The 24,720-nt window shown below is 67.9% G+C and carries 23 protein-coding genes and 1 tRNA gene; 13 read left to right on the top strand and 11 right to left on the bottom strand.

The window, feature by feature from the left end:
* A tRNA-Asp gene (locus tag C5F75_RS07760) sits at positions 1 to 77 on the top strand.
* Between the two features lie 340 nt (positions 78 to 417).
* The gene (locus C5F75_RS07765) at positions 418 to 882 is read left to right on the top strand and encodes a GNAT family N-acetyltransferase (RefSeq protein ID WP_059573669.1); all 465 of its coding nucleotides are present in this window, start codon (positions 418 to 420) and stop codon (positions 880 to 882) included.
* A 26-nt stretch (positions 883 to 908) separates the two neighbouring features.
* On the opposite strand, the gene C5F75_RS07770 is transcribed toward C5F75_RS07765, so the two are convergent.
* Positions 909 to 1,790 (bottom strand): AraC family transcriptional regulator, encoded by an 882-nt coding sequence (locus C5F75_RS07770; RefSeq protein ID WP_059573670.1) that lies wholly within the window; start codon positions 1,788 to 1,790, stop codon positions 909 to 911.
* Between the two features lie 265 nt (positions 1,791 to 2,055).
* Between C5F75_RS07770 and C5F75_RS07775 the strand changes: the two genes are divergently transcribed.
* Positions 2,056 to 2,472: a gamma-glutamylcyclotransferase family protein gene (locus C5F75_RS07775; protein WP_104012060.1), complete on the top strand. Its 417-nt coding sequence runs from the start codon at positions 2,056 to 2,058 to the stop codon at positions 2,470 to 2,472.
* Positions 2,473 to 2,601: 129 nt separating this feature from the next.
* Here the strand turns inward: C5F75_RS07775 and aceB are convergent, their stop codons facing one another.
* Positions 2,602 to 4,194 carry a malate synthase A gene (gene aceB, locus C5F75_RS07780; RefSeq protein WP_104012033.1) on the bottom strand — a complete coding sequence of 531 codons (1,593 nt, stop codon included), beginning with the start codon at positions 4,192 to 4,194 and terminating at the stop codon, positions 2,602 to 2,604.
* Positions 4,195 to 4,259: 65 nt separating this feature from the next.
* Positions 4,260 to 5,027 carry a haloacid dehalogenase type II gene (locus C5F75_RS07785; RefSeq protein WP_104012034.1) on the bottom strand — a complete coding sequence of 256 codons (768 nt, stop codon included), beginning with the start codon at positions 5,025 to 5,027 and terminating at the stop codon, positions 4,260 to 4,262.
* 157 nt (positions 5,028 to 5,184) lie between these two features.
* On the opposite strand from C5F75_RS07785, the gene C5F75_RS07790 reads away from it, so the two are divergent.
* Both C5F75_RS07790 and C5F75_RS07795 read left to right on the top strand, forming a co-directional pair.
* Complete coding sequence (locus C5F75_RS07790; RefSeq protein WP_059573672.1) at positions 5,185 to 6,090, top strand: LysR family transcriptional regulator; 906 nt, start codon at positions 5,185 to 5,187, stop codon at positions 6,088 to 6,090.
* 159 nt (positions 6,091 to 6,249) lie between these two features.
* Positions 6,250 to 6,684 (top strand): universal stress protein, encoded by a 435-nt coding sequence (locus C5F75_RS07795; protein WP_011549516.1) that lies wholly within the window; start codon positions 6,250 to 6,252, stop codon positions 6,682 to 6,684.
* A 210-nt stretch (positions 6,685 to 6,894) separates the two neighbouring features.
* Here the strand turns inward: C5F75_RS07795 and aceA are convergent, their stop codons facing one another.
* From aceA to C5F75_RS07810, 3 genes are all read right to left on the bottom strand, one after another.
* Entirely contained in the window at positions 6,895 to 8,202 is a 1,308-nt protein-coding gene (gene aceA, locus C5F75_RS07800) for an isocitrate lyase (RefSeq protein ID WP_059573673.1), read from the bottom strand.
* A 390-nt stretch (positions 8,203 to 8,592) separates the two neighbouring features.
* Complete coding sequence (locus C5F75_RS07805) at positions 8,593 to 10,137, bottom strand: DEAD/DEAH box helicase (RefSeq protein ID WP_059573674.1); 1,545 nt, start codon at positions 10,135 to 10,137, stop codon at positions 8,593 to 8,595.
* A gap of 357 nt (positions 10,138 to 10,494) precedes the next feature.
* Positions 10,495 to 10,764, bottom strand: a complete 270-nt coding sequence (locus C5F75_RS07810; protein ID WP_011885170.1) for an acyl-CoA-binding protein — start codon at positions 10,762 to 10,764, stop codon at positions 10,495 to 10,497.
* A 146-nt stretch (positions 10,765 to 10,910) separates the two neighbouring features.
* Here C5F75_RS07810 and tsaB point away from each other — a divergent pair, with 146 nt between their 5' ends.
* The 4 genes from tsaB to C5F75_RS07830 are packed head-to-tail and all read left to right on the top strand — an operon-like array spanning position 10,911 to position 14,161.
* Complete coding sequence (tsaB, locus tag C5F75_RS07815) at positions 10,911 to 11,678, top strand: tRNA (adenosine(37)-N6)-threonylcarbamoyltransferase complex dimerization subunit type 1 TsaB (RefSeq protein WP_104012035.1); 768 nt, start codon at positions 10,911 to 10,913, stop codon at positions 11,676 to 11,678.
* A complete protein-coding gene (gene rimI, locus C5F75_RS07820; protein ID WP_089464925.1) occupies positions 11,675 to 12,175 on the top strand; it encodes a ribosomal protein S18-alanine N-acetyltransferase in 501 nt (166 codons plus the stop codon). Before tsaB ends, rimI begins: the two co-directional genes overlap by 4 nt.
* On the top strand, positions 12,162 to 13,199 hold the full coding sequence (locus C5F75_RS07825; RefSeq protein WP_104012036.1) for a uracil-DNA glycosylase family protein: 1,038 nt from the start codon (positions 12,162 to 12,164) through the stop codon (positions 13,197 to 13,199). Before rimI ends, C5F75_RS07825 begins: the two co-directional genes overlap by 14 nt.
* On the top strand, positions 13,196 to 14,161 hold the full coding sequence (locus tag C5F75_RS07830) for a DUF1853 family protein (RefSeq protein ID WP_104012037.1): 966 nt from the start codon (positions 13,196 to 13,198) through the stop codon (positions 14,159 to 14,161). Before C5F75_RS07825 ends, C5F75_RS07830 begins: the two co-directional genes overlap by 4 nt.
* A gap of 18 nt (positions 14,162 to 14,179) precedes the next feature.
* On the opposite strand, the gene thiD is transcribed toward C5F75_RS07830, so the two are convergent.
* The gene (gene thiD, locus C5F75_RS07835) at positions 14,180 to 14,989 is read right to left on the bottom strand and encodes a bifunctional hydroxymethylpyrimidine kinase/phosphomethylpyrimidine kinase (protein WP_060316843.1); all 810 of its coding nucleotides are present in this window, start codon (positions 14,987 to 14,989) and stop codon (positions 14,180 to 14,182) included.
* Between the two features lie 58 nt (positions 14,990 to 15,047).
* Positions 15,048 to 16,355, bottom strand: a complete 1,308-nt coding sequence (lplT, locus tag C5F75_RS07840) for a lysophospholipid transporter LplT (RefSeq protein ID WP_059573680.1) — start codon at positions 16,353 to 16,355, stop codon at positions 15,048 to 15,050.
* Between the two features lie 218 nt (positions 16,356 to 16,573).
* Between lplT and alr the strand changes: the two genes are divergently transcribed.
* The 3 genes from alr (at position 16,574) to C5F75_RS07855 (ending at position 19,447) form a co-directional block, all read left to right on the top strand.
* Positions 16,574 to 17,644, top strand: a complete 1,071-nt coding sequence (gene alr, locus C5F75_RS07845; RefSeq protein WP_089464921.1) for an alanine racemase — start codon at positions 16,574 to 16,576, stop codon at positions 17,642 to 17,644.
* Positions 17,645 to 17,655: 11 nt separating this feature from the next.
* Positions 17,656 to 19,032 carry a DNA repair protein RadA gene (radA, locus tag C5F75_RS07850; RefSeq protein WP_060316840.1) on the top strand — a complete coding sequence of 459 codons (1,377 nt, stop codon included), beginning with the start codon at positions 17,656 to 17,658 and terminating at the stop codon, positions 19,030 to 19,032.
* A gap of 148 nt (positions 19,033 to 19,180) precedes the next feature.
* Positions 19,181 to 19,447 carry a DUF2866 domain-containing protein gene (locus C5F75_RS07855; RefSeq protein ID WP_006488228.1) on the top strand — a complete coding sequence of 89 codons (267 nt, stop codon included), beginning with the start codon at positions 19,181 to 19,183 and terminating at the stop codon, positions 19,445 to 19,447.
* 200 nt (positions 19,448 to 19,647) lie between these two features.
* On the opposite strand, the gene C5F75_RS07860 is transcribed toward C5F75_RS07855, so the two are convergent.
* Positions 19,648 to 21,579 carry an ATP-binding cassette domain-containing protein gene (locus tag C5F75_RS07860; RefSeq protein ID WP_089464920.1) on the bottom strand — a complete coding sequence of 644 codons (1,932 nt, stop codon included), beginning with the start codon at positions 21,577 to 21,579 and terminating at the stop codon, positions 19,648 to 19,650.
* Between the two features lie 136 nt (positions 21,580 to 21,715).
* Here C5F75_RS07860 and C5F75_RS07865 point away from each other — a divergent pair, with 136 nt between their 5' ends.
* The gene (locus tag C5F75_RS07865) at positions 21,716 to 22,195 is read left to right on the top strand and encodes a glutathione peroxidase (RefSeq protein WP_059573684.1); all 480 of its coding nucleotides are present in this window, start codon (positions 21,716 to 21,718) and stop codon (positions 22,193 to 22,195) included.
* A gap of 28 nt (positions 22,196 to 22,223) precedes the next feature.
* Here C5F75_RS07865 and cls read toward each other — a convergent pair whose 3' ends face one another.
* Entirely contained in the window at positions 22,224 to 23,663 is a 1,440-nt protein-coding gene (gene cls / locus C5F75_RS07870) for a cardiolipin synthase (protein ID WP_104012038.1), read from the bottom strand.
* A gap of 143 nt (positions 23,664 to 23,806) precedes the next feature.
* Positions 23,807 to 24,715, bottom strand: coding sequence for a 50S ribosomal protein L3 N(5)-glutamine methyltransferase (gene prmB / locus C5F75_RS07875; RefSeq protein WP_089464918.1), 909 nt, complete (start codon positions 24,713 to 24,715; stop codon positions 23,807 to 23,809).
* Between the last annotated feature and the right edge of the window lie 5 nt (positions 24,716 to 24,720).

Raw genomic sequence — 24,720 nt, forward strand, 5'->3', positions numbered from 1 at the left:
GGAGCGGTAGTTCAGTCGGTTAGAATACCGGCCTGTCACGCCGGGGGTCGCGGGTTCGAGTCCCGTCCGCTCCGCCAAACAAACAACAATGCCCGCCTCGTGCGGGCATTGTTGTTTGTGCGTTGTGGTTTTGCGCCCGCTGGCGGGCGCGTGACTGCGGAGTGGAGGAAGGCGCCTGCGCGGCTTCCGGCGGGACTCGAAGGGTTGCGCGTGCACGCGCAACCGCGGCCTGCAGGATGTGGGCGAGTCCCGTCCGCTCCGCCAAACAAACAACAATGCCCGCCTCGTGCGGGCATTGTTGTTTGTGCGTTGTGGTCCCGCATGCTGCATCGAGCACCGCGCCCCTACGAGAAATTCGCGATTGCATCCGTACGCGACTGCGCTATCGTGGCGGGATGCGTTTCCGACTCCTGCGCGATGCTCGATCCGACCGACCTGCGACTCCTGTATCAGCTCCGGCCCGCGGAGCCCGATGATTTTCCGTATGCCGAAGCGTTGACGCACGGCAACATGGGCGGCTACTACAAGCGCCATGGGCTCGTATGGCGCAGCGACCTGTTCTATGCGAGCTGGCGCGAATCCGAAAACTTCATCCTCGAGGCCGACGGCGAGCGCATCGGCGTGCTGCGCGTGACCGAGGAGGGCGATTCGCTGCATATTCGCGACGTGCAGATCGCGGCCGGCCATCGCGGGCAGGGCGCCGGCACCTACATGCTCGAGATGTCGCATCGCTGGGCACGTGCGCGCGGGCTGCACGAACTGCAGTTGCGCGTGTTCGTCGACAACCCTGCCGCGCGTTTGTACCTGCGCATGGGCTACCAGGTGACCGGCCCGCGGCTCGCGCAACTCGGCTCGATCCGCCACATGGTGCGGCCGGTCTGACGGCCCGGCGCGCCGGCGCGCGAGGGTCAGCGCGCCGTGTCGATCGCGCCGTCGTCGTCCCGCGCGTCGTCGTCCGCGCCGCGGCCTTCCGGGCCTCGATGTTCGTAGCCGCGCAGCATGAACGCACGCGGGCTTTCGCCGAATGCCCGGCGGAACATGGCCGAGAACGCGCTCTGGCTCTGGTAGCCGAGTTCGCGCGCGATATGCGACAGCGGGCGCCCTTGGTTCAGCAGCGGGATCGCCCGCGCGAGCAGCGCCTGCTGACGCCACTGCGAAAAGCTCACCCCGAGTTCCTGCTTGAAGAGCCGCGAGATCGTGCGCGTGCTCGCGCCGACCTCGCTCGCCCAGTGTTCGAGCGACTCCGCATGTGCGGGATGCGCGAGTACCGATTCGCACAGAAGACGCAACCGTTTCTCGTCGGGCATCGGCACTGCGAGCGGCAACGGTTCGGCATGACTCAGTTCGTCCAGCACGAGCCCGCACAGCAGGTGCTCGCGCGCGGTGCTCAGCTCGCGCGCATCGAGTGCGACGATCAGTTCGCGCAGCAGCCCCGTCACCTCGACGACGCGGCACGCATCGAGGCCGCCCGGCACGATCGATTCGTCGATGTACAGCGTGCGCAAGTAGGCCTCTTCGACGATCGTGACTTCGTGCGTCACGTGCGGCGGCACCCAGATCGCGCGGGACGGCGGCACCATCCAGGTCGTGCCGGTCGTCGCCACGCGCAGCACGCCGCGCGATGCGTATGCGAGTTGCGCCCACGCATGCGTGTGCAGCGGAATGCGGTGGCCGGCATCGACCTGCCGTGCGCGCACGCGCATCGGATGAACGGCGGTCGGCGCGAATTCCGGCGGGATGTCGATGACGTCGTACGGGTTCGATACGTCGGCTGGAGCGGGCGGATTCATGAACGGTTCGGGCGGCGCGGCGGCGATGCCGTCATTTTAGAAGGCGCAGCGCGTGCGCATGCGGCGGTTTGTCGGGTCATCATGCCGGGTTCAAATGAACTTTGTGTGGGCATCGGCGAATCCGGAGCGGCGCCGCAGCCGCGCGCGCGACCGTTCGAACCATCGGGCCGGTATCGCGGTCTATCGATGCGTGCGCCAGATCGCGCCCATCGCGCACCGATCGCACGCAAACACGGCAACACACGAATTGAAGAGGAGAACCACGATGCGCCACGTATTCGTCTATGGCACCTTGAGAGCCGGACAGGCCAACGACATCGGCCATGCGGCCGCCCGCCACGGCATCGCCGCGCCGACGCTGCTGGGCGCTGCCGCGCTGCCGGGTGAGCTGTACGATTTCGGCACGTATCCGGGCATGATTGCCGGGACGGTCGGCAAGTCGCTGGTGTGGGGCGACGTCTACGAGGTCGGCGAGCGGCTCGTCCCGGTGCTCGACGAGATCGAGCGCGTCTATCCGGGCGTCGACTCGCTGTTCAAGCCGCAGGAGGTAACGGTCGAGCTCGGCGGCCGGCAGTATGCCTGCCTGTATTATCCGGTCGCCGCGCACGCGGCAGCCGGGCGCCCGCGCATCACGTCGGGCGACTGGGTCCAGCACCGGCGCGAGCAGGAAGCCGCCGCCTGAGCGTGCCTGCCGGCGGCGGCTGGCATCGCCGCAAAAAGGAAGCGCCCCGCGGGGCGCTTCCTTCATGCCGTCCTCCATGCGGCCGGCGGTGCGGCGTGGGGCCGGCCGCCGATCGCAACGGACGTGCCGTCAGATTTCCTCGTACAGCGGCAGCGTCAGGAATTCGGTGAAGCCTTCCGACGTCGACATCTGCTCGAAGATCGCCGCGGCGCGTTCGTACGGCTGCGTGTTGCCGCCGACCGCGCGCTTCACGTTGTCGAGTTCGATCTTCGCGAATTCGCGCACGAGCTCGGCCGTGACCTTGCGGCCGTCGTCGAGCACGCCCTTCGGCGAGCGGATCCATTGCCACACCTGCGAACGGGAAATCTCGGCCGTCGCCGCGTCTTCCATCAGGTTGTGGATCGGCACGCAGCCGTTGCCGTCGAGCCACGCGCCGAGGTAGTGGATCCCGACGTTGATGTTGTTGCGCAGGCCGGCTTCGGTGATCGGCGCTTCCGGCTGGAAGTCGAGCAGGTTTTTCGCTTCGACCTGCACGTCGTCGCGCTGCTTCGCGATCTGGTTCGGCTTGTCGCCGAGCACCTTGACGAATTCCTCCATCGCGATCGGCACGAGGCCCGGGTGCGCGACCCAGCCGCCGTCGTAGCCGTCGGTCGCGTCGCGCTGCTTGTCCGAGCGCACGCCGCCCATCGCCTTGTCGTTCGCTTCCGGATCGTTCTTGATCGGAATCAGCGCGCTCATCCCGCCGATCGCCGGCGCGTTGCGCTTGTGGCAGGTCTTCAGCAGCAGCAGCGCGTATGCACGCATGAACGGCACCGTCATCGTGATCTTCGAACGGTCGGCCAGGCAGAAGTCGCGGTCGTTCTTGAACTTCTTGATCGCCGAGAAGATGTAGTCCCAGCGGCCGGCGTTCAGGCCCGAGCTGTGCTCGCGCAGCTCGTACAGGATCTCGTCCATCTCGAACGCGGCGAGGATCGTCTCGATCAGCACCGTCGCGCGAATCGTGCCGCGCGGCACGCCGACCGCTTCCTGCGCGGCGACGAAGATGTCGTTCCACAGGCGCGCCTCGAGATGGCTTTCCATCTTCGGCAGGTAGAAGTACGGGCCCGAGCCGCGCGCGAGCAATTCCTTCGCGTTGTGGAACAGGAACAGCGCGAAATCGAAGATGCCGCCGGACACGCGCTGGCCGTCGACCGTCACGTGCTTCTCGTCGAGGTGCCAGCCGCGCGGGCGCACGATCAGCGTCGCGACCTTGTCGTTCAGCTTGTACGACTTGCCGTTCTGTTCGAGCGAGATCGTGCGGCGCACCGCGTCCTTCAGGTTGATCTGGCCGTCGATCTGGTTCGTCCAGCTCGGCGCGTTCGAATCCTCGAAGTCCGTCATGTACGAATCGGCGCCCGAGTTCAGCGCGTTGATGATCATCTTGCGCTCGACGGGGCCCGTGATCTCGACGCGGCGGCATTGCAGGTCGGCCGGCAGCGGCGCGACCTTCCAGTCGCCTTCGCGGATCGCCTTCGTCTCGGCGAGGAAATCAGGGCGTTCGCCCGCGTCGAGGCGCTTCGTGCGCTCGACGCGGGCCTGCAGCAGCGCCTGGCGACGCGATTCGAACGCGCGGTGCAGCGCCGCGACGAGTGCCAGCGCGTCGGGCGTCAGGATCGCTTCGTAACCCGGCTTGATTTCGCCGGTGATCGTCATGCCTTGCGGCAGCGTGATCGGGGTGCTCATGAGTCTCATCTCCTTGGTCGGTCAGTTGCGGTTTCGGTGAAGGGGGAAGGCGGCATCCGCGAGCGTCATGCACCCGGGCTGGGGCGCGTGCGGTTCGCGGGTCTGCCGGACGGAGCCGGGGCGGGTGTGGCGAGGAAGGCGAGCAGGTCGGCCATGCTGGTGCCGGCGCCGTCGGGCGGCGCGCCGAGCTCCTCGGCGGGCGCGCCCGTGCGGTTGAGCCAGAACGTCGTGTAGCCGAACCAGGTCGCGCCGGCGACGTCCCACGCGTTCGACGATACGAACACGATGTCGCGCGGGTTCGCCCCGAACGCGGCGGTGCCGAGCGCATAGGCGGCCGGACTCGGCTTGTACGCGCGCACGGTGTCGGCCGACAGCACGCGATCGAACAGGCCGGACATGCCCGCGCTCTTGATCGCGATGTCGAGCATCTGCGGGGTGCCGTTCGACAGGATCGCGAGCGGCCGGCGCGGGTCGAGCGCGCGCAGCTTACGCAGCGCGGGCACCGTATCGGGATAGGTGGACAGGCACGCGTATTCGTCCATCAGCCGCTTCTCGGCCGCGCCGTTCAGCACGAGCCCGAGCCGGCGCGCGGCGAACCGCAGCGCATCGAGCGTGATGTCCCGGAACGGGCGGTAGTGCGCGCCGGCCGGATCGGCGAGCGTGCGCAGCTGCGAGTATTCGATCTGCTTGCGTCGCCACAGCTGCGACAACCGTTCCCCGTGTCCGGGGAACATCTGCTCTGCCGCGGCCAGCACGGCACGCACGTCGAACAACGTGCCGAATGCGTCGAAGAGAATGGCGTCGGGAGAGGAGAGTGTCGTTGTGGCCGACATAGCCTTGCGCTCCAGTTTCAGAGGTCGGGTCGATTGTATTCGTGATAGAAGATGCTAAAAAATACGCTAAACATCACTTGATCTTTTACTTTCATATACCTAATCTGAGCGGCTCAAGCTATTTGAAGGGCGGCGATGCCGTCCTCTCGCGAGCGTCATGGACCGGTTCAAACAGATCGAAACGTTCGCCGCTGTCGCGGCAAAAGGCAGCCTGTCGGCGGCCGCACATGCGGAAGGAGTCGCGCCGGCGATCATCGGCCGCCGCCTCGACGCGCTCGAGGAGCGGCTCGGCGTCAAGCTCCTGGTGCGCACGACGCGCAAGCTCACGCTGACGTTCGAGGGTTCGGCGTTTCTCGAGGATTGCCAGCGCATCATCAACGACATGCAGAACGCGGAAGCGAGCGTGTCCGCCGGCGGCGTGAAGGCCAGCGGCCACCTGCGCATTTCCGCGCCAGCCGGCTTCGGCCGCCGACACGTCGCGCCGCTCGTGCCCGAATTCAGCGTCGGGCACCCGGACGTGTCGGTCACGCTCGACCTGTCCGACCGGATGGTCGATCTCGTCAACGAAGGATTCGATTGCGCGGTGCGGCTCGGCGAGCTGCCCGACTCGTCGCTGGTATCGCTGAAGCTCGGCGAGAATCGCCGCGTGTGCGTCGCGTCTCCCGCATATCTCGAGCGGCGCGGCATGCCGGTCACGCTCGCGGAACTGGCGCGGCACAACTGCCTCGCGCTCGCGGCGAACGCGAACCAGCAGCGCGGCTGGACGTTCCAGGAAGACGGCAAGGTCGTGTCGATCCGCGTGAACGGCACGATGGAATGCTCGGACGGCGCGGTGCTGCACGAGTGGTGCCTCGCCGGCCATGGCCTGGCGTGGCGCTCGTGGTGGGAAGTCGGCGAGGACATCGCGGCCGGCCGGCTCGTCAGCGTGCTCGATGCATTCGCCGCGCCGCCGATCGGCATCCATGCGGTGTTTCCGCAGCGCCGGCATCTGCCGTTGCGCGTGCGCCTGTTTCTCGATTACCTGAAGCATACGTACGAGCGACCCGGCTATTGGGGCGGGTAGGCGACGCGCGCCCGCGTGTTTCCGATATGAGGGCGAACCCGCTGGCGGCGCGGCGTGCGCGGTTTCGCGCACTACAATCGTAAGAGGCATGCGCGCCGTGTCGCGGCCGGCTCGGCCGGCGCCGCGGCGTGTGGCGTGCAATCGACGAAGGAGGGCGCGATGTTCCGGCACATCCTCGTTCCAACCGACGGTTCCGAACTGTCGCAAAAGGCGATCGACGGTGCGATCGATCTGGCTCGCGCGGTCGGCGCGCGCGTGACGGCCTACGCGTGCCTGCCGCAATACCCGTACTCGCCGTTTTCCGAAGTGATCATCGAGCCGCCCGCGGATTTCCGCGCGCGCAGCGAGCGCGAGGCGCGTGCGCATCTCGACGAGGTGGAAGCGGCCGCGAAGGCGGCCGGGGTCGCGTGCGACACGTGGACGAGCGTGCATCCGTCGCCGTATCTCGGCATCATCGAGGCGGCCGAACGCGGCGGGTGCGACGTGATCTTCATGGCGTCCCACGGACGCCGCGGGCTCGGCAGCCTGCTGATCGGCAGCGAGACGCAGCGCGTGCTGACCCATACGAAAATTCCGGTGATCGTCTATCGGTAGGGCAGCGCCGGCCGTGGCCGGGCGGCTGCACCGCGGAAAAAGGGCGCGCCGGACCAAGCCGGCGCGCATCGTTGCTGGCGGCCCGCAGGCCGCGCGGCCGGTCGCGCGATGGGACTCGCGCGCCTGCCGTCTCCTCCCTGATTGTTGTTCCGGTGGCCGACGCCGCGGCGTCGCGAGACGCGGCGGGCATCGGCGTAGCGCCTGCGCGCGTTATGCAACCTTCTTGCCGTCGAAGAACTGTTCGTCCTCGGTCGACCCGTGCAGCGCGGTCGTCGACGCTTCCCGTTCGACCGTCTGCGTGACCGCGTCGAAGTAGCCCGTACCGACCTCGCGCTGATGCTTGACGGCCGTGAAGCCCTTGTCGGCGGCCGCGAACTCGGCCTGCTGCAGTTCGACGAACGCGCTCATCTGCGTGCGGGCATAGCCGTGCGCGAGGTTGAACATCGAGTAGTTCAGCGCATGGAAGCCGGCCAGCGTGATGAACTGAAACTTGTAGCCCATCGCGCCGAGTTCCTTCTGGAACTTCGCGATCGTCGCGTCGTCGAGGTTCTTCTTCCAGTTGAACGACGGCGAGCAGTTGTACGACAGCAGCTTGCCCGGAAACTGCTTGTGGATCGCTTCCGCGAACTTCTTCGCGTACTCGAGATCCGGCTTGCCCGTTTCGCACCAGATCAGGTCCGCGTACGGCGCATACGCGAGGCCGCGCGAGACCGCCTGCTCGAGGCCCGGCTTCGTGCGGAAAAAGCCTTCCACCGTGCGCTCGCCCGTCAGGAACGGCTTGTCGTTGTCGTCGACGTCGGACGTGATCAGGTCGGCCGCTTCCGCGTCGGTGCGGGCGATCAGCACGGTCGGCGTGCCCATCACGTCGGCCGCGAGACGCGCGGCCGACAGCTTCGCGACGGCTTCGCGCGTCGGCACGAGCACCTTGCCGCCCATGTGGCCGCACTTCTTCACCGACGCGAGCTGGTCCTCGAAGTGAACGCCCGAAGCGCCTGCCTCGATCATCGCCTTCATCAGCTCGAACGCGTTGAGCACGCCGCCGAAACCGGCTTCCGCATCGGCGACGATCGGCGCGAAGAAGTCGACGTAGCCTTCGTCGCCCGGGTTCTTGCCTTCCGACCACTGGATCTGGTCGGCGCGCATCAGCGTGTTGTTGATGCGCTTCACGACGAGCGGCACCGAGTTCGCCGGATACAGCGACTGGTCCGGGTACATTTCGCCCGCGACGTTGGCGTCGCCGGCCACTTGCCAGCCGGACAGGTAGATGGCCTTCAGGCCGGCCTTCACCTGCTGCATGGCCTGGTTGCCGGTCAGCGCGCCGAGTGCGTTGACGAACGGCTCGTTGTTGACGAGGCTCCACAGTTTTTCCGCACCGCGCTTGGCCAGCGTGTGTTCGATGGGGACCGAGCCGCGCAGGCGGACCACGTCCTCAGCCAAGTAGCTGCGCTTGATGCCCTTCCAGCGCGGATCGGTTTCCCATTGTTGTTGCAGTTCCTGTGCCTGTTGCTGACGCGACATGATGAGCTCCTTGATGCGATGTATGCCTGCCGAATCTGACGGTGATGCTGTTCGCGAAGCGGGGAAGCAGTGCGTTCCGTTTCGTGAAGTCTTGTATAAGAGTCTAGGCAAATCGACGGGAGTGAAACAGGGGCCGGTTCGTGACGTGCGTAATTTTTTAATTGTTTTGAATCAATGGCTTGTGTGCGTAGTTTCGAGATAAGAAATGCATTTTCCTATCCTGCAATCGCGTGGGTTGTGCCGTGCAGCATGATTTTTTACGACACAAAAATTTTTTCCGTATTGTGAAATATACGGAAGGGACGAAAAAAAAAACCGGCGCGGATGCGCCGGTCGGCTGGATGGGCGGGTTGCCGATCCGCTGGGCGGCCGACGGCCGCCCGTGTGTGCTTACGATGCCGAATTGCTGCGGCGCGGGCCGCCGCTGCGCTGGCCGTCGCGACGCGGGCCGCCGTCGCGGCTGCCGCCGGGCTTGCCGCTCCAGCCGCCGCCATTGCCGCCGCCGTAGCTGCGGCCGTTGCCGCTGCCGCCATAACCGCCGCCCGGCTTGCCGCCGAAACGACGACCGCCGTTACCGCCGCCCGGACGGCCGCGGCCGCCGGTGCCGCCGTTACGCGGGGGCGCCTTGCGCGGCTCGAAGCCTTCGATCACGTTGACCGGCAGCGGCGAGCGCACGAAGCGCTCGATGCGCTTGAGCGCGCCTTGCTCGGCGTGATGCACGAGGCTCACCGCGATACCCGAACGGCCTGCGCGGCCGGTACGGCCGATACGGTGCACGTAGTCTTCCGCGAACTTCGGCAGGTCGTAGTTGAACACGTGCGTGATACCCGGGATGTCGATGCCGCGTGCCGCGACATCGGTGGCCACCAGCACGCGCACGCGGCGCTCGCGCAGCGCACGGATCGTGCGGTTGCGCGCGCCCTGCGGCAGGTCGCCGTGCAGCGCGGCCGATTCGAAGCCTGCGTCGGCGAGACGGCCGGCGAGCTGGTCGGCGTCGATCTTGGTCGCCGTGAAGATGATCGCCTGGTCGAGCGCGTCGTCGCGCAGCAGGTGATCGAGCAGGCGATCCTTGTGATCGCGGTCGTCGACGTAGTGGACGGTCTGCGCGATGTTCGCGCGCGATTCGAGGCGCTGCTGGATCTCGATGCGTTCCGGATCCTTCAGCAGGCGGCTCGTCAGCGAACCGATCTTGCCGTCGAGCGTGGCCGAGAACAGCATCGTCTGGCGCGATTCCGGCGTGGCGGCGACGATCGTTTCGATGTCTTCGATGAAGCCCATGTCGAGCATGCGGTCGGCTTCGTCGAGCACCAGCATCTTCAGTTCCGACAGGTCGATGCGGCCGCGCTCGAGGTGGTCGAGCAGGCGGCCCGGCGTGGCAACCAGGATTTCCGGGTTCTTCGCGAGCAGCATCAGCTGCTGGCCATAGGCGACGCCGCCGAGGATGCTGACCGTGCGCAGGCGCTTCAGGTGCTTGCCGTACGTCGACGCGGCCGTCGTGACCTGCATCGCGAGTTCGCGGGTCGGCGTCAGCACGAGCAGGCCCGGGCGCGCGACGGGTTGCGGGCGGCGCGCGCGGCGATCGCCCTGGTTCGGTTCACGCGGCGCGCGCGGTTGCTGCGCCTGCGTCTTCTGGAGCTGCGCGAAACGTTCGATCGCGGGCAGCATGAATGCGGCCGTCTTGCCCGAACCGGTCGGGCTCGACACCAGCAGGTCGCGGCCGGCGATGCCGGCCGGAATCGCGCGCTGCTGGACCGGCGTCGGCTTCACGTAGCCGGCGGCCTGCAGCGCGGAGACGATCTCCGGCGACAGCCCGAGCGACGCGAAGCTCGGCTCGTCCGACGCCGGTTCGATCGCGGCCGGTGCGGCGGCGGCGTCGAGACCGAGCGCCTGGTCGGCGATCGCGTTGAGCGGGCTGGTGTTGATGCTCGAAGTCATAACAATCCTTGAAACACAGTGGGTGAAACGTCGGCGCCAATCGCGCATACCCAAGTCGTCGGATTCAGCGAGCAAATCGGGAAACGGGTGCAATCCGCCGAACCGTCGGCGGATGAGGCATTAGAAGCTGTTTTGGGTGCGGCGCGCTTCAGGAGCGGGGCCGCCAGCCTAGTTGACGACCGCAAGGGTCGAAGCAGGAGGGGACAGGTTCTAAACCGGATTGGAGCTTAACGCTACGAGGCGTCGGGCCGGAACGGCTTGCGAGCCGAGCGCGGGAGATGACGCAGGCAGCATTATAAAGAAATTTGCTGCGCTGCGCCACTGATTTGATTGCCTATTGCGATGACCGTGATTCGGTCAGGACGCCGTGCCGTTTTTCAGCGATTCGACGAGTTCGACGTACTGTTGCTTCGCCGCATCCTGCGACGTGCCCTTCAGGGCTTCCCAGGCATCGTACTTGTATTTGCCGACGATGTCGGTGAAGCCGGGCTTGTCGCCGTGCGCATCGCCGTCGGTCGCCTGCTTGAAGAGCGCATACAGGCGCAGCAGGGTCAGGTTGCCCGGCCGTTCGGTCAGTTGCTTGACGTCGATCTGGGCCTGGTCGAATTGCGCGGTCAGGTCGCTCATCGGGTGTCTCCGTAAGGGTTTCAGGTCGGCCGATCTTAACAAGCGGACCGCCGCGCGGGGTCGAGCGATCCTTCCAAACTGCGGGCGACGCCGCACGCGCGACAGATCGGGCCCGATCGCCCGTGGGAGCGGGGCGGCGCATTACAATGTCGCCCATGACGCAAACAGTGCTCCTCGCCATCGATACGTCGACCGAATACTGCTCGGTCGCGTTGCTGCGCTCGGCCCACGCCGATGACGCCGTTTCCCCCCCGCAAACCTGGGTCCGTCACGAGCTGACGGGTGCCGTGTCGAGCACGCGCGTGCTGCCGGCGATCCAGGAACTCTTCGCCGAATCCGGGCTGACGCTCGCCGACTGCGACGCGATCGCGTTCGGCGCGGGCCCGGGCTCGTTCACGGGCCTGCGGACCGCGACGGGCATTGCCCAGGGCCTCGCGTTCGGCGCCGGGCTGCCGGTCGTGCCGATCGGCACGCTGCTCGCGTGCGCCGAACATGCGCGGCTGCGTACGCCTGGTACGACCCGCGTGCTCGCCGCGCTCGACGCGCGGATGGACGAAGCCTACTGGGCGGATTTCGAATGGGACGCCGCCGCCGGCGACTGGCGCACGCGGCATCCGGCGTCGCTCGACGCACCGGGCGCCGTCGGCGTGCCCGACGCGCCGTTCACGCTCGCCGGCAATGCGGCCGCGGCGTTCGGCGCGCAATTGCCGGCCGCCGCGCGGGCAGCCGCGATCGACGGCGATGCGCTGCCGCATGCGCTGGCGGTCGCGCATGCCGCGCTGCGCGCGTTCCGCGCCGGGCGTGCAGTGCCGGCCGACCAGGCCGCACCCGAATACGTGCGCGACAAGGTCGCGCAGACCACGGCCGAGCGCGTCGCGGCACGAGCGGCACAGACGGGCGGGGCGAAGGGATGACGGGCGTCCTGCTGAGCGACCGCTATCTGGCGCCGATGACGGACGCCGATCTCGACGAGGTCGTCGCGATCGAGCACGTCGCGTACGAATTTCCGTGGAGCCGCGGCAACTTCGAGGATTCGTTGCGCAACGGCTATCTGGGCGTGTGCCTGCGGCACGTGACGGGGTCGCTCGTCGGCTATTGCGTGCTGATGCCCGTGATCGACGAGATGCATTTGCTGAACCTGTGCGTCGCGCCGGCCGCGCAGCACGCGGGCGCGGGCCTCGCGCTGCTGCGCGAGGCGGTGCGCATTTCGCGCGCGGAGGGGCTCGACGGCGTGCTGCTCGAAGTGCGGCCGACCAATTCGCGCGCGATTCATCTGTACGAACGCTTCGGCTTCGTGACGATCGGCCGGCGCAAGAATTACTATCCGGCGAAGCATCGCAGCCGGGAGGACGCGATCGTGATGCGTCTGACGCTGAACAAGGACGGGGGGGACACGCATGGCGTGGGCTGAAGCGGCGCTCGAGGAACTGGGTCTCGCGCAAGTCTGGGTGCGGCGCGGGCAGCGCGCGGACGAAGGCGCGGCCGCCGACGCGCCGGCCGTCGTACAGGCCGCGACGGCCGACGATGGTCGCGCTGTCGCGGCCGAGCGGCCGGTGCGCGCCGCGCGGGCGCCGGTGCGGGACGATGCGCCCGCGGCCGTCGCGCATGGCGCGGCCGGCGGTGTGCCGGCTCGCGAGTCGCTGGCGGCGCACGGCGTCGTCGATCGCGATCGCCCGCCCGCGCGGGCCGCATCGACCGCATCGGCGGCATCGCCCGATACGATGCCGCCGAAGGGTGACGCGCCGCCGGCAGGTGACGACGATTTCGCGTGGTTCGACGCGGCGCCGCCGGGCGAATCCGTGCCCGTGCCGGCCGTCGAATCGCGCCCCGCCGGCATGCCGGTCGCCGCGCTCGACTGGGATGCGCTGGCCGAGCGCGTGGCCGGCTGCACGCTGTGCCGCCTCTGCGAGAAGCGGACTAACACCGTATTCGGCGTCGGCGACCGCGAAGCGGACTGGATGCTGATCGGCGAAGCGCCGGGCGAGAACGAGGACAAGCAGGGCGAGCCGTTCGTCGGCCAGGCCGGCAAGCTGCTCGACAACATGCTGCAGTCGCTGTCGCTCAAGCGCGGCGACAACGTCTACATCGCGAACGTGATCAAGTGCCGGCCGCCCGGCAACCGCAATCCGGAGCCGGACGAGGTCGCGCGCTGCGAGCCGTATCTGCAGCGCCAGGTCGCGCTCGTGAAGCCGAAGCTGATCGTCGCGCTCGGCCGTTTCGCGGCGCAGACGCTGCTGAAGACGGACGCGAGCATCGCGTCGCTGCGCGGCCGCGTGCATGCGTACGAGGGCGTGCCGGTGATCGTCACGTACCACCCGGCCTACCTGTTGCGCAGCCTGCAGGACAAGGCGAAGGCGTGGGCCGACCTGTGCCTCGCGCGCGACACGTTCCGGCGTGCGCAAGGCGCCGACGCGAACGGTCCGACCGGGCCATGACGACCGGCGCGGCGTACGCGTTCGTCGATACGCTGCATGACGTCGCGGTGCGCGATCTGGGCTGGCTGCTGGCCAGCCCGAGCCTGCTCACCGCGGTACCGGGCGCGCCGCTCGCGCGCCCGTGGCCGGATGCGGCGGGCCAAGCGGCCGTCGAAGCCTGGCTTGCCGCGCTCGATGCGCACCCCGGGCCGCTGCATCGCGCGCTCGACGGGTTCCGGCCCACGCGGCTCGGCCGCTACGCCGAATGCCTGCTCGAATACTTTCTGACGCACGGGCCGGCGCTACGGCTCGTCGCGGCCAATCTGCCGCTGCGCAGCAATGGCCGCACGCTCGGTGAAGTCGATTTTCTGGTCGATGCGCCGGACGGCCGGCGCCTGCACTGGGAACTCGCGGTGAAGTGCTATCTGTGCGCGCCGGTGCGCGGCGGCGCGGCGCTCGCCGACTTCGTCGGCCCCAATCTCGTCGACCGCTTCGACCGCAAGCGCAGCCGGCTGCTCGACCACCAGTTGCGGCTCGGCCAGCACGACGCTTTTGCCCGGCTCGGCTACGGCGCGCCGTCCGACGCGCAGATGTTCATCAAGGGCTGGCTGTTCCATCCGCACGGCGCGCCGGTGTTGCCAGTATCCGCCGAAATCGCGCCGGATTACCCGCGCGGTTTCTGGCTCACGCACGCGCAGTGGCCGGCGTGGGCGGCCGCGCAGCGTGACGGTGCCGCATGGAGCGTGTTGCCGCGACTGGCGTGGCTGGCGCCGCGGCGTGCCGTCGCCGGCGCCGGTTTCGAGCCCGAGCCGCTGGCGAGCGCACCGGAGTTGCCGGCCGTGCTGGCGGCGCGCGGAGCGCCCGACCTGATCGCGATCCACGAAAGGACCGGCGACGGCACGTGGCGCGAGACGGCGCGCGGTTTCGTCGTGCCGGACGACTGGCCGGCGCGCGCGCAGGCGTTCGCCGCACAGGATCGCTGACGCCGCGCGAGCCGCCGCTCACCACCAGCGATGAAAATGGTGGACCGGGCCGACGCCGTGGCCGACGTCGAGGTGGGCGCTCGCGACGATTGCGCCGGTCAGGTAGGTCTTGGCCTCGCGTACCGCGCTTTCGAGGTCGGGCTGCTGCGGCAGCAGCGCCGCGATCGCCGACGACAGCGTGCAGCCGGTGCCGTGCGTGTTGCTGACCGGCACGCGCGTGCCGTCGAGCCGCACGGTGCGCGTCGTTTCGACGAGCCAGTCGGGGCTCGCGGACGCGTCGGGCAGGTGGCCGCCCTTCATCAGCACGGCGCGTGCGCCCGTCTGCAGCAAGGCCCGGCCTTGCCGGACCATGTCGTCTTCGGTGGTGGCGGGTGCGTCGTTGAGCAGCGCGGCCGCCTCGGGCAGGTTCGGCGTGACGACCGTCGCGAGCGGCAGCAGCGTGTCGCGCAGCGCGTCGACGGCATCGGGCGCGAGCAGCGCGTGCGCGCTCTTCGAGATCATCACCGTGTCGAGCACGACGAAGCGCGGCGCGTAACGGCGCAGCGCGTCGGCCACCGCCTGCACGATCGCCGCGTTCGCGAGCATCCCGATCTTGACCGCATCGATGCGGATGTCGCCGAACACCGCGTCGAGCTGCGCGGTCACGAAGGCGGCGTCCGGCGCATGCACGCCCGTCACGCCGCGCGTGTTCTGCGCGGTCAGCGCGGTGATCACGCTCGCGCCATACGCGCCGAGCGCGGAAAACGTCTTCAGGTCGGCCTGGATGCCCGCGCCGCCGCCCGAATCGGAGCCGGCGATCGTCAGGATGTTGGGTATCGGGTGCGTCATGAGGGCAATGCGCCGGTTCGAGGCCCGGCGCCGGCGGACGAAAACCGAAAGTGTAGCGTCAGTGCCGCGATTCGCCGATCAGCGCCACCGAGTCGAACTGACGCTGGTTCGCCTGATGGCGGCGCATCACAAGCCACATCGTCAGGCAGACGAACGTGCCGAACAGCACGATCACGACGCCGACCGGCACGTCGAGCCACACGAGCACCGCATACAGGCACAGCATCACGAGCACCGACAGGTTCTCGTTGAAGTTCTGCACCGCGATCGAATGGCCGGCCGACAGCAACACGTGGCCGCGATGCTGCAGCAGCGCGTTCATCGGCACGACGAAGTACCCGGACAGCGCGCCGACGCCGATCAGGAAGATGTAGGCGACGATCAGGTAGAACGGCAGGCGCAGGTGGCCGACATGCACGGCCCAGTGCGACGGGAACAGGTCGCGCGTGTAGAACGCCATCAGCATCACCGCGATGCCCATGATGATGCCGACGGGCAGCACGGTCAGCGACTTCTTCAGCGGGATCCGGGCGGCGGCGGCGATCGCGCCGGCCGCGACGCCGACCGCGACCACGGCCTGCAGGATCGCGCCTTCGGACAGCGACATGTTGAGCGACACCTCGGCCCACTTCAGCACGATGAACTGCAGCGTCGCGCCCGCGCCCCAGAACAGCGTCGTGACCGCGAGCGAGATCTGGCCGAGCTTGTCGCGCCAGAGCACCATGAAGCAGTCGGCGAAATCGGTGAGCAGCTTGACCGGGCCGCGCTCCTGCTTCGGATAGCGGGCTCCCGTGTCGGGAATGCGCAGGTTGAACAGTGCGGCGACCACGTAGATCGCCATGATGATCGCCATCGCCGCTTCGGCGGGCGTGCCGATCCAGGCGGGCGTGTGCGCGATCACGTGGGACGCGATGTGCGGGCTGATCAGCGCGCCGCCGAGCACGGTGCCGAGGATGATCGAGCTGACGGTCGTGCCTTCGATCCAGCCGTTCGCGGCGACCAGCCGGTCGGCCGGCAGCAGCTCGGTGAGAATGCCGTACTTGGCCGGCGAGTAGGCTGCCGCGCCGAAGCCGACGATGCCGTACGCGATCAGCGGGTGGGCGCCGAACAGCATGATCAGGCAGCCGATCACCTTGATCGAGTTCGTGATGAACATCACGCGGCCCTTCGGACGCGAATCCGCGAACGCACCGACATACGCCGCCAACACCACATACGACAACACGAAGAACAGCTTCAGCAGCGGTGTCATCCAGTTGGGGGCGTGGAGATCTTTCAGCAGGGCGATGGCGGCGATGAGGAGCGCATTGTCGGCCAGCGACGAAAAAAACTGCGCGGCCATGATGGTGTAAAAACCTTTTTTCATCTGATGCGATGCTTTCGTCGCTGCGGCAGGGCCGCGTAGGCCGCCTGGTATGCGATCGGCTTATTCCGTTCGAAATGGGTTGTGCGCACGGCTTTATAACATGAAAATACGCGAATTCGGACTAGCAAGATTCCCCGATCGTTCCGCAAATTGTCGGCTTCGGTGCTCAAAAGGCGCGGTAAGCTGATGATTCGCAAGCGTCTTTACGTAAATTTCCCATGCCGCGCCCGATCTCCGCCACCATCCACACCGCCGCTCTCGCGAACAATCTCTCCGTCGTCCGCCGCTTTGCCGGCCCGTCCAAGGTCTGGGCGGTCGTCAAGGCCAACGCGTACGGCCACGGTCTCGCCCGCGTGTTTCCGGGCCTGCGCGGCACCGACGGTTTCGGCCTGCTCGACCTCGACGAGGCCGTGAAGCTGCGCGAGCTCGGCTGGGCCGGCCCGATCCTGTTGCTCGAAGGCTTCTTCCGCTCGACCGACATCGACGTGATCGACCGCTACAGCCTGACCACGACGGTCCACAACGACGAGCAGATGCGGATGCTGGAAACGGCGCGGCTGTCGAAGCCCGTCAACGTGCAGCTCAAGATGAACAGCGGGATGAACCGGCTCGGTTACGTGCCGGAGAAATACCGCGCCGCTTGGGAGCGTGCCCGCGCGTGCCCCGGCATCGGCCAGATCACGTTGATGACCCATTTTTCGGACGCGGACAACGAGCGCGGCGTCGCCGAGCAGCTCGCGACGTTCGAGCGCGGCGCGGAAAACATTGCCGGCGCGCGCAGTCTCGCGAATTCGGCGGCCGTGCTGTGGCATCCGGATACGCACTTCGACTGGGTGCGGCCGGGGATCGTGCTGTATGGGGCGTCGCCGTCCGGGCTGTCGTCCGACGTCGCGGACACGGGGCTGAAGCCGGCGATGACACTCGCGTCGGAGCTGATCGCGGTGCAGACGATCGGAAAGGGGCAGGCGATCGGCTACGGCTCGACGTTCTCCGCGCAGGCGCCGATGCGCATCGGCGTCGTCGCGTGCGGCTACGCGGACGGCTATCCGCGCGTGGCGCCCGAAGGCACGCCGGTGATCGTCGACGGCATCCGCACGCGGATCGTCGGCCGCGTGTCGATGGACATGATCACCGTCGACCTGACGCCGTGCCCGCAGGCCGGCGTCGGCGCGCGCGTCGAGCTGTGGGGCAATGCGCTGCCGATCGACGACGTCGCGCGCCATTGCGGGACGATCGGCTACGAGCTGATGTGCGCGGTCGCTGCCCGCGTGCCGGTGCGAGCGGAATAAGGGCGTCGCGCGTGGCCAAACAGAAAACCGTATACGTCTGCAGCGAGTGCGGCGGACAGACCCCGAAATGGCAGGGCCAGTGCCCGTCGTGCCAGGCGTGGAACACCCTCGTCGAATCGGTTGCCGAGTCGCCGGCCGCCCATCGTTTCCAGTCGCTCGCGAAGCGCGCGCCGGTGCAGCGCCTCGTCGACATCGAGGCCGCCGACGTACCGCGCTTCTCGACCGGCATCGGCGAATTCGATCGCGTGCTGGGCGGCGGGCTGGTGCCGGGCGGCGTCGTGCTGATCGGCGGCGATCCGGGCATCGGCAAGTCGACGTTGCTGCTGCAGTCGCTCGCGGATATCGCGAGCGAGCGGCGCGCGCTCTATATCAGCGGCGAGGAATCGGCCGCGCAGATCGCGTTGCGCGCGCAACGGCTCGCGCTGCTCGACGGCGGCGCGCCGGCGGCCGAACTGAAGCTGCTCGCCGAGATCCAGCTCGAGAAGATCCAGGCCGCGATCGATGCGGAGCGGCCGGACGTAGCCGTGATCGACTCGATCCAGACCGTCTATTCGGAGGCGCTCACGTCGGCGCCCGGTTCGGTCGCGCAGGTGCGCGAGTGCGCGGCGCAGCTCACGCGCATCGCGAAACAGTCGGGCACCGCGATCATCATGGTCGGGCACGTGACGAAGGAGGGCAACCTTGCCGGCCCACGCGTGCTCGAGCACATCGTCGACACGGTACTGTACTTCGAGGGCGACACGCATTCGTCGTTCCGGCTCGTGCGTGCGTTCAAGAACCGTTTTGGCGCGGTCAACGAGCTCGGCGTGTTCGCGATGACCGAGCGCGGGCTGCGCGGCGTAGCCAACCCGTCCGCGCTGTTCCTGTCGCAGCACGAGCAGGTCGTGCCCGGCTCGTGCGTGCTCGTCACGCAGGAAGGCACGCGCCCGTTGCTCGTCGAGATCCAGGCGCTCGTCGATACGGCGCACGTGCCGAACCCGCGCCGGCTCGCGGTCGGCCTCGAGCAGAACCGGCTCGCGATGCTGCTCGCGGTGCTGCACCGGCACGCGGGCATCGCGGCCTTCGATCAGGACGTGTTCCTCAACGCGGTGGGCGGCGTGAAGATCACCGAGCCGGCCGCCGACCTCGCGGTGCTGCTCGCGATTCACTCGTCGATGCGCAACAAGGCGCTGCCGAAAGGGCTGATCGTGTTCGGCGAGGTGGGTCTGGCGGGCGAGATCCGGCCGTCCCCGCGCGGGCAGGAGCGGCTGCGCGAAGCGGCGAAGCTCGGCTTCACGTCCGCGCTGATTCCGAAGGCGAATGCGCCGAAGCAGCCGATCGAAGGGCTGAACGTGATGGCCGTCGAGCGGCTCGAGCAGGCGATCGACCGCGTGCGCGATCTTGAATGAGCGGCCCGGCCCGTGCACGGGCCGTATCGAGCCGGGCGATCTGTCGCGTAATTCGCTGTAAACAATATGTAGGCTGATGTAACCCGCCGGACATCGCTTTTCCCTATCCTTGGCCGGATTGTCGAACCGCGCAATGCGAAGGGAACCTATGTTGAAATCGTATGGGGAAGCGCCTGGCGGACGCCTTTACAACCTGCGCGGCTGCCGCGTGTCGGAGCCGATCCGCCAGCCGTGGGGCGGCGGATGCCGGATCGTCGAATGGATCGACGAAGAAGGGCGGCTGGCGCGTAAGGTCGTGTCCGAGGACGTGACGGAAGCGGAAGTCGCCGCGGCGATCCGCCGGCCGATCAAAGGGCGCCGGCACCTGATGGGCGACGACGAGCAGATGCCGCGCGACACGCTGCCGCGCCGCTGAGCGGATGGTGCGGCGGGCATAAGGGCCGGCCGCCGCAGCCGCGTCGAACGCAGCCGTGACAAAGAGGCCGGGCCAGCGCGCCCGGCCTCGTCGTTTCCGGGGGCGGGGCGCGGCCAGGCGGGTTCGTGGGGCGTCGACACCCGACCGCCGCGGCGCACCCGCCGCCGATGAAGCGATCGGCTACGGCGCCCGGGCCGCGTTCAGCCGATCTGCTCGAGTTCTTCCTGCACGGCGAGCCAGTCGGCCTCGACCGTCTCGAGCCGAGTCGTGACTTCGCCGAGCTTGCGGATCGCGTCGGTCAGCTCCGTCTTGCGCGCGGCCTCGTAGCTCGCCGGATCGGCGACGAACGCGTCGAGGCGCGCTTTCTCCGCGTGCAGCGTTTCCATTTCCTTTTCGAGCTTCGTGATGCGGTTCTGCAGCGGCTTTTTCAGTTGCGACAGCCGCTGGCGTTCCTCGGCGGCCAGGCGTTTCTGATCCTTGCGGTTGATGCCCGGATCGGCGCCTGCGGCTGCCGCGCTGTCGGCCTTCGCGGCCGCGCGTTGCTCGGCCGCATGCTGCAGCAGCCAGTCGCGGTAGTCGTCGAGGTCGCCGTCGAACGGCTGCAGCCGGTGCTTCGCGACCAGCATGAACTGGTCGGTCGTCGCGCGCAGCAGGTGGCGATCGTGCGACACGAGGATCAGCGTGCCTTCGAATTGCGCGAGCGCCATCGTCAGCGCGTGGCGCGTTTCGAGGTCGAGGTGGTTCGTCGGTTCGTCGAGCAGCAGCAGGTTCGGCTTTTGCCAGATGATCAGCGCCAGCGCGAGGCGGGCTTTCTCGCCGCCCGAGAACGGCCCCACCGGGCTGGTCGCCATGTCGCCCGAGAAATTGAAGCCGCCGAGGAAGTCGCGCAATTCCTGTTCGCGCGTGTCGGGTGCGAGCCGCGCCAGGTGCGCGAGCGGCGAATCGTCCTCGCGCAGCGTTTCGAGCTGGTGCTGCGCGAAATAGCCGATCGTCAGCCCCTTGCCGTCGCGCACGTGCCCCGACAGCGGCGCGAGCGTGCCGGCCAGCGTCTTGATCAGCGTCGACTTGCCTTGGCCGTTCGCACCGAGCAGGCCGATGCGCTGGCCGTTCTGGATCGACAGCGCGACGCGCTCGACGATCGGGATGTCCGTTCCGTCGTCGGCGTGGTAGCCGCAGCGGACGTCCTCCATCACCATCATCGGGTTCGGCGCGGCGTCGGGCGTGCGGAATTCGAACGTGAACGGCGACGCGATGTGCGCGGGCGCGATCAGCTCCATCTTCTCGAGCGCCTTCATCCGGCTTTGCGCCTGCTTGGCTTTGGTCGCCTTGGCCTTGAAGCGGTCGACGAAGCTCTGCAGGTGCTCGATCGTCTTCTGCTGCTTTTCATAGGCGCTTTGCTGCAGCGCCAGTTGCTGCGCGCGCAGTACCTCGAACTGCGAGTAGTTGCCGCCGTAGCGCTTCACCTGGCGATTTTCCAGATGCAGCGTGACGTTGCAGATCGAATCGAGGAATTCGCGATCGTGCGAGATCACGACGAGCGTGCCGGCGTAGCGGTGCAGCCAGTCTTCGAGCCAGACGATCGCGTCGAGGTCGAGGTGGTTCGTCGGTTCGTCGAGCAGCAGCAGGTCGGAGCGGCACATCAGCGCCTGCGCGAGGTTCAGGCGCATGCGCCATCCGCCGGAGAAGCTCGCGACGGATTCGCGCGTTTGCGCGAGCGTGAAGCCGAGGCCGAGCAGCAGCGCTTCGGCGCGGGCCGGCGCGGTGTAGCCGTCGGCATCGGCGAACGCCGCGTGCGCGTCGGCTTCGGCCGCGCCGTCATGCGCGGCCGACGCGGCGGCGATACGCGCCTCGATCTCGCGCAGCGCGGTGTCGCCGTCGAGCGTATAGTCGAGCGCCGAGCGGTCGACCGCGGGCGTTTCCTGCGACACGTGGGCGATCCGCCACGACGGCGGCATCGAGAAATCGCCTCCGTCGGAATGCAGCTCGCCGCGCAGGACGGAAAACAGCGTCGACTTGCCGGCGCCGTTCGCGCCGATCAGGCCGGCTTTCTCGCCGGGATTGAGCACGAACGAGGCCGACTCGAACAGCGGCTTGGTGCCGCGCGCAAGGCTGAACTGATTGAAACGGATCACGGCGGAAATGGCTGGCCAAAACCGCTATTCTAGACTGCGCGCCGCGTGCGCCGGGCATCGGCCGATCGGCGGATGCCGCAACGGCGCAATTTCGCCTAGACTCCACGTCGATCCGGTTTCGTAAAAGGAGTGCCCGATGTCCACCCTGTATTCGTTCAGCGCGGAGACGCTCGCCGGTGCGCCGGTATCGCTCGACGCATATCGCGGCAAGGTGCTGCTGATCGTCAATACCGCGAGCGAGTGCGGTTTCACGCCGCAGTACGCGGGCCTGCAGAAGCTGTACGACCAGTACGCGGCGCGCGGCTTCTTCGTGCTCGGCTTCCCGTGCAACCAGTTCGGCAGGCAGGAGCCGGGCGACGCCGCGCAGATCGGCGCGTTCTGCGAACGCAACTACGGCGTCACGTTCCCGATGTTCGCGAAGATCGACGTGAAGGGCGACCATGCGCATCCGCTGTATCGCTACCTGACCGACGAGGCGCCCGGCATTCTCGGCCTCAAGGCGATCAAGTGGAATTTCACCAAATTCCTGATCGACCGCGAAGGGCGCATCGTCAAGCGCTACGCGCCGTCCACCAAGCCCGACGAAATCGCCGCGGACATCGACAAGCTGCTTTGACGGTGACGCGCGGCATGCGCCGCGGCCGTTACAGGATCGGCGCGAACAGCCGCGCGACGTGCATCGCGATGCGCCGCCAGGCGGGCGACCGACGGTATTCGTCCGCATCGACCTCGTACGCCTGCGCGAAGTCGGCATCGAGCATCGCTTCCACTTCGTCGGCGAACGCGCGATCGACGGTCATGACCATGACCTCGAAATTGAGGCGGAACGAGCGGTTGTCGAGATTCGCGCTGCCGACCGCCGCCGCGATGCGGTCGATCAGCACGACCTTCTGGTGCAGGAAGCCGGGCCGGTAGCGGAACACCTTCACGCCCGCATCGACGAGCTCGCGTGCGTAAAGCTTCGACGCCTCGAACACGACGTAGTGATCGCGCCGGCTCGGGATCAGGATGCGCACGTCGACGCCGCGCATCACGGCGAGCTTCAGCGCGCAGACCACGGCTTCGTCGGGAACGAGGTACGGCGTGGTGATCCAGACCCGTTCGCGGGCGGCATTGATCGATTCGACGAAGAACAGCGAGCCGGTTTCCTGCTTGTCGGCCGGCCCCATCGGCACCGCGAGGCAATGCATGCCGTCGCCAGGCTGCGCGGGCGGCGGCAGCGCGATGGGCGGCAGCTTCTGCGTCGCCCAGTGCCAGTCTTCGGCGAACACGTATTGAATACTCGCCACCACGGGCCCGCGGATCTCGATGTGGGTGTCGCGCCATGGCGACAGCCGCGAATTCGCGCCGAGATATTCGACGCCGATGTTGTGGCCGCCGACGAACGCGCGATTGCCGTCGACGACGACGATCTTGCGGTGGTTGCGGAAGTTCAGCTGGAAGCGGTTGACGAATTTCCGGTTGGTCGCGAACGGATGGACTTCGACGCCGCCCCGGCGCAACGCGTCGACGTAGCGGTGCGGCAGGTCGAAGCTGCCGATGCTGTCGTACAGCACGCAGCAGCGCACGCCGGCCGCCGCACGCGCGAGCAGCGAGTCGCGCAGCATCCGGCCGAGCGCGTCGTCGCGCACGATGAAGAACTGGACGAGCACGTAGTCGCGCGCGGCGTCGATCGCCGCCAGGATGGCCGAGAACGTCGCGTCGCCGTTGACGAGCGTGCGCACCGAATTGCCGCCGAGGAACGGCATGCCGCCGAGCCGCGTGAGCGCGAGCACGGCGGCCTGTCCCAGCGCGTCCGCGGCCGGCCCGTCGGTCGCGTCGGCGGTGCGCCACGGCGAGCGAGGCGTGTGCGTGCGCAACATTTCCAGCTCGTGGCGCCGGGCGTCGACGTAGCCGGAGAATTTGCTGCGGCCGAGGAACAGGTACGGAACGAGCGTCAGGTACGGCATGGCCGTGAGCGAGACGGCCCACGCGATCGCGCCTTGCGACGTGCGCGTGTTCATGATTGCGTGGCACGCCGCGACGATCCCGAGCACGTGGATGATCAGGATCAGGGTGCCGAGATGTAGCCAGTCGAGGGTCATGAGTGCGTAAAGAACTGCCGAGGGACTGCCGGGAGAGCTCCCGAAGGGATTCCGCAGGTCGTGCGGCCGGGCGGCCGCCTACGCGCATCTTACCCAACCGTGCGGCGCAACGGTGCGCCGCACGGCGGATGGCCCGCACACGCTCAGGCCTTGCGCGGCAGGTCCGATGCCTGGATCAGGAACACCGCGTCGTCGCCCGCGCTGGTGGGCAGCCACGTGAGCTCGAGGCCGCCGAACGCCGCTTCGACGTTCTCGCGTTCGTTGCCGATCTCGACGACGAGCACGCCGTCGTCATGCAGCCAGCGGTGCGCGTCGGCGACGATGCGCCGCACGATGTCCATCCCGTCGTCGCCGCCGGCGAGCGCCATTTCCGGCTCGTGCCGGTATTCGGGCGGCAGCGCGGCCATCGACGTGGCATTGACGTACGGCGGGTTCGTCAGGATCACGTCGTAGCGCGAGTCGGGATCGGTGCGGAACGCGGGCAGCGGGGCGTAGAGATCGCCACGGTGCAGCCCGATGCGATCTTCGAGGCCGTAGTCGCGCACGTTGATTGCCGCGACTTCGAGCGCCTTGTCCGACAGGTCGACCGCGTCGATCTCCGCGTTCGGGAACGCGCTCGCCGCGAGGATCGCGAGGCAGCCGGAGCCGGTGCACAGTTCGAGCACCGCGCCAACCTGCTCGGGATCGGCGACATACGGCTGCAGCCCGTCGTCGAGCAGTTCGCCGATGAACGAGCGCGGCACGATCACGCGTTCGTCGACGTAGAAGCGGTGGCCGTGCATCCACGCTTCATGCGTGAGGTACGCGGCCGGCACGCGATCGGTCGCGCGTCGTTCGATCACCGCGAGCACGGCCGCGATTTCGTCGGGCAAGAGGCGCGCGTCGAGGAACGGTTCGAGCGTGTCGAGCGGCAGGTCGAGCGTATGCAGCACGAGGTAGGCCGCTTCGTCGTACGCGTTGTCGGAACCGTGGCCGAACGCGAGCTTCGCTTTCGAGAAGCGCGTGACCGCGTAGCGCAGCAGGTCGCGGACCGTGGCAAAAGGTGTCGTCATGCGAG

The organism is Burkholderia anthinoferrum, from assembly GCF_002925705.1.
GTDB lineage: Bacteria > Pseudomonadota > Gammaproteobacteria > Burkholderiales > Burkholderiaceae > Burkholderia > Burkholderia semiarida.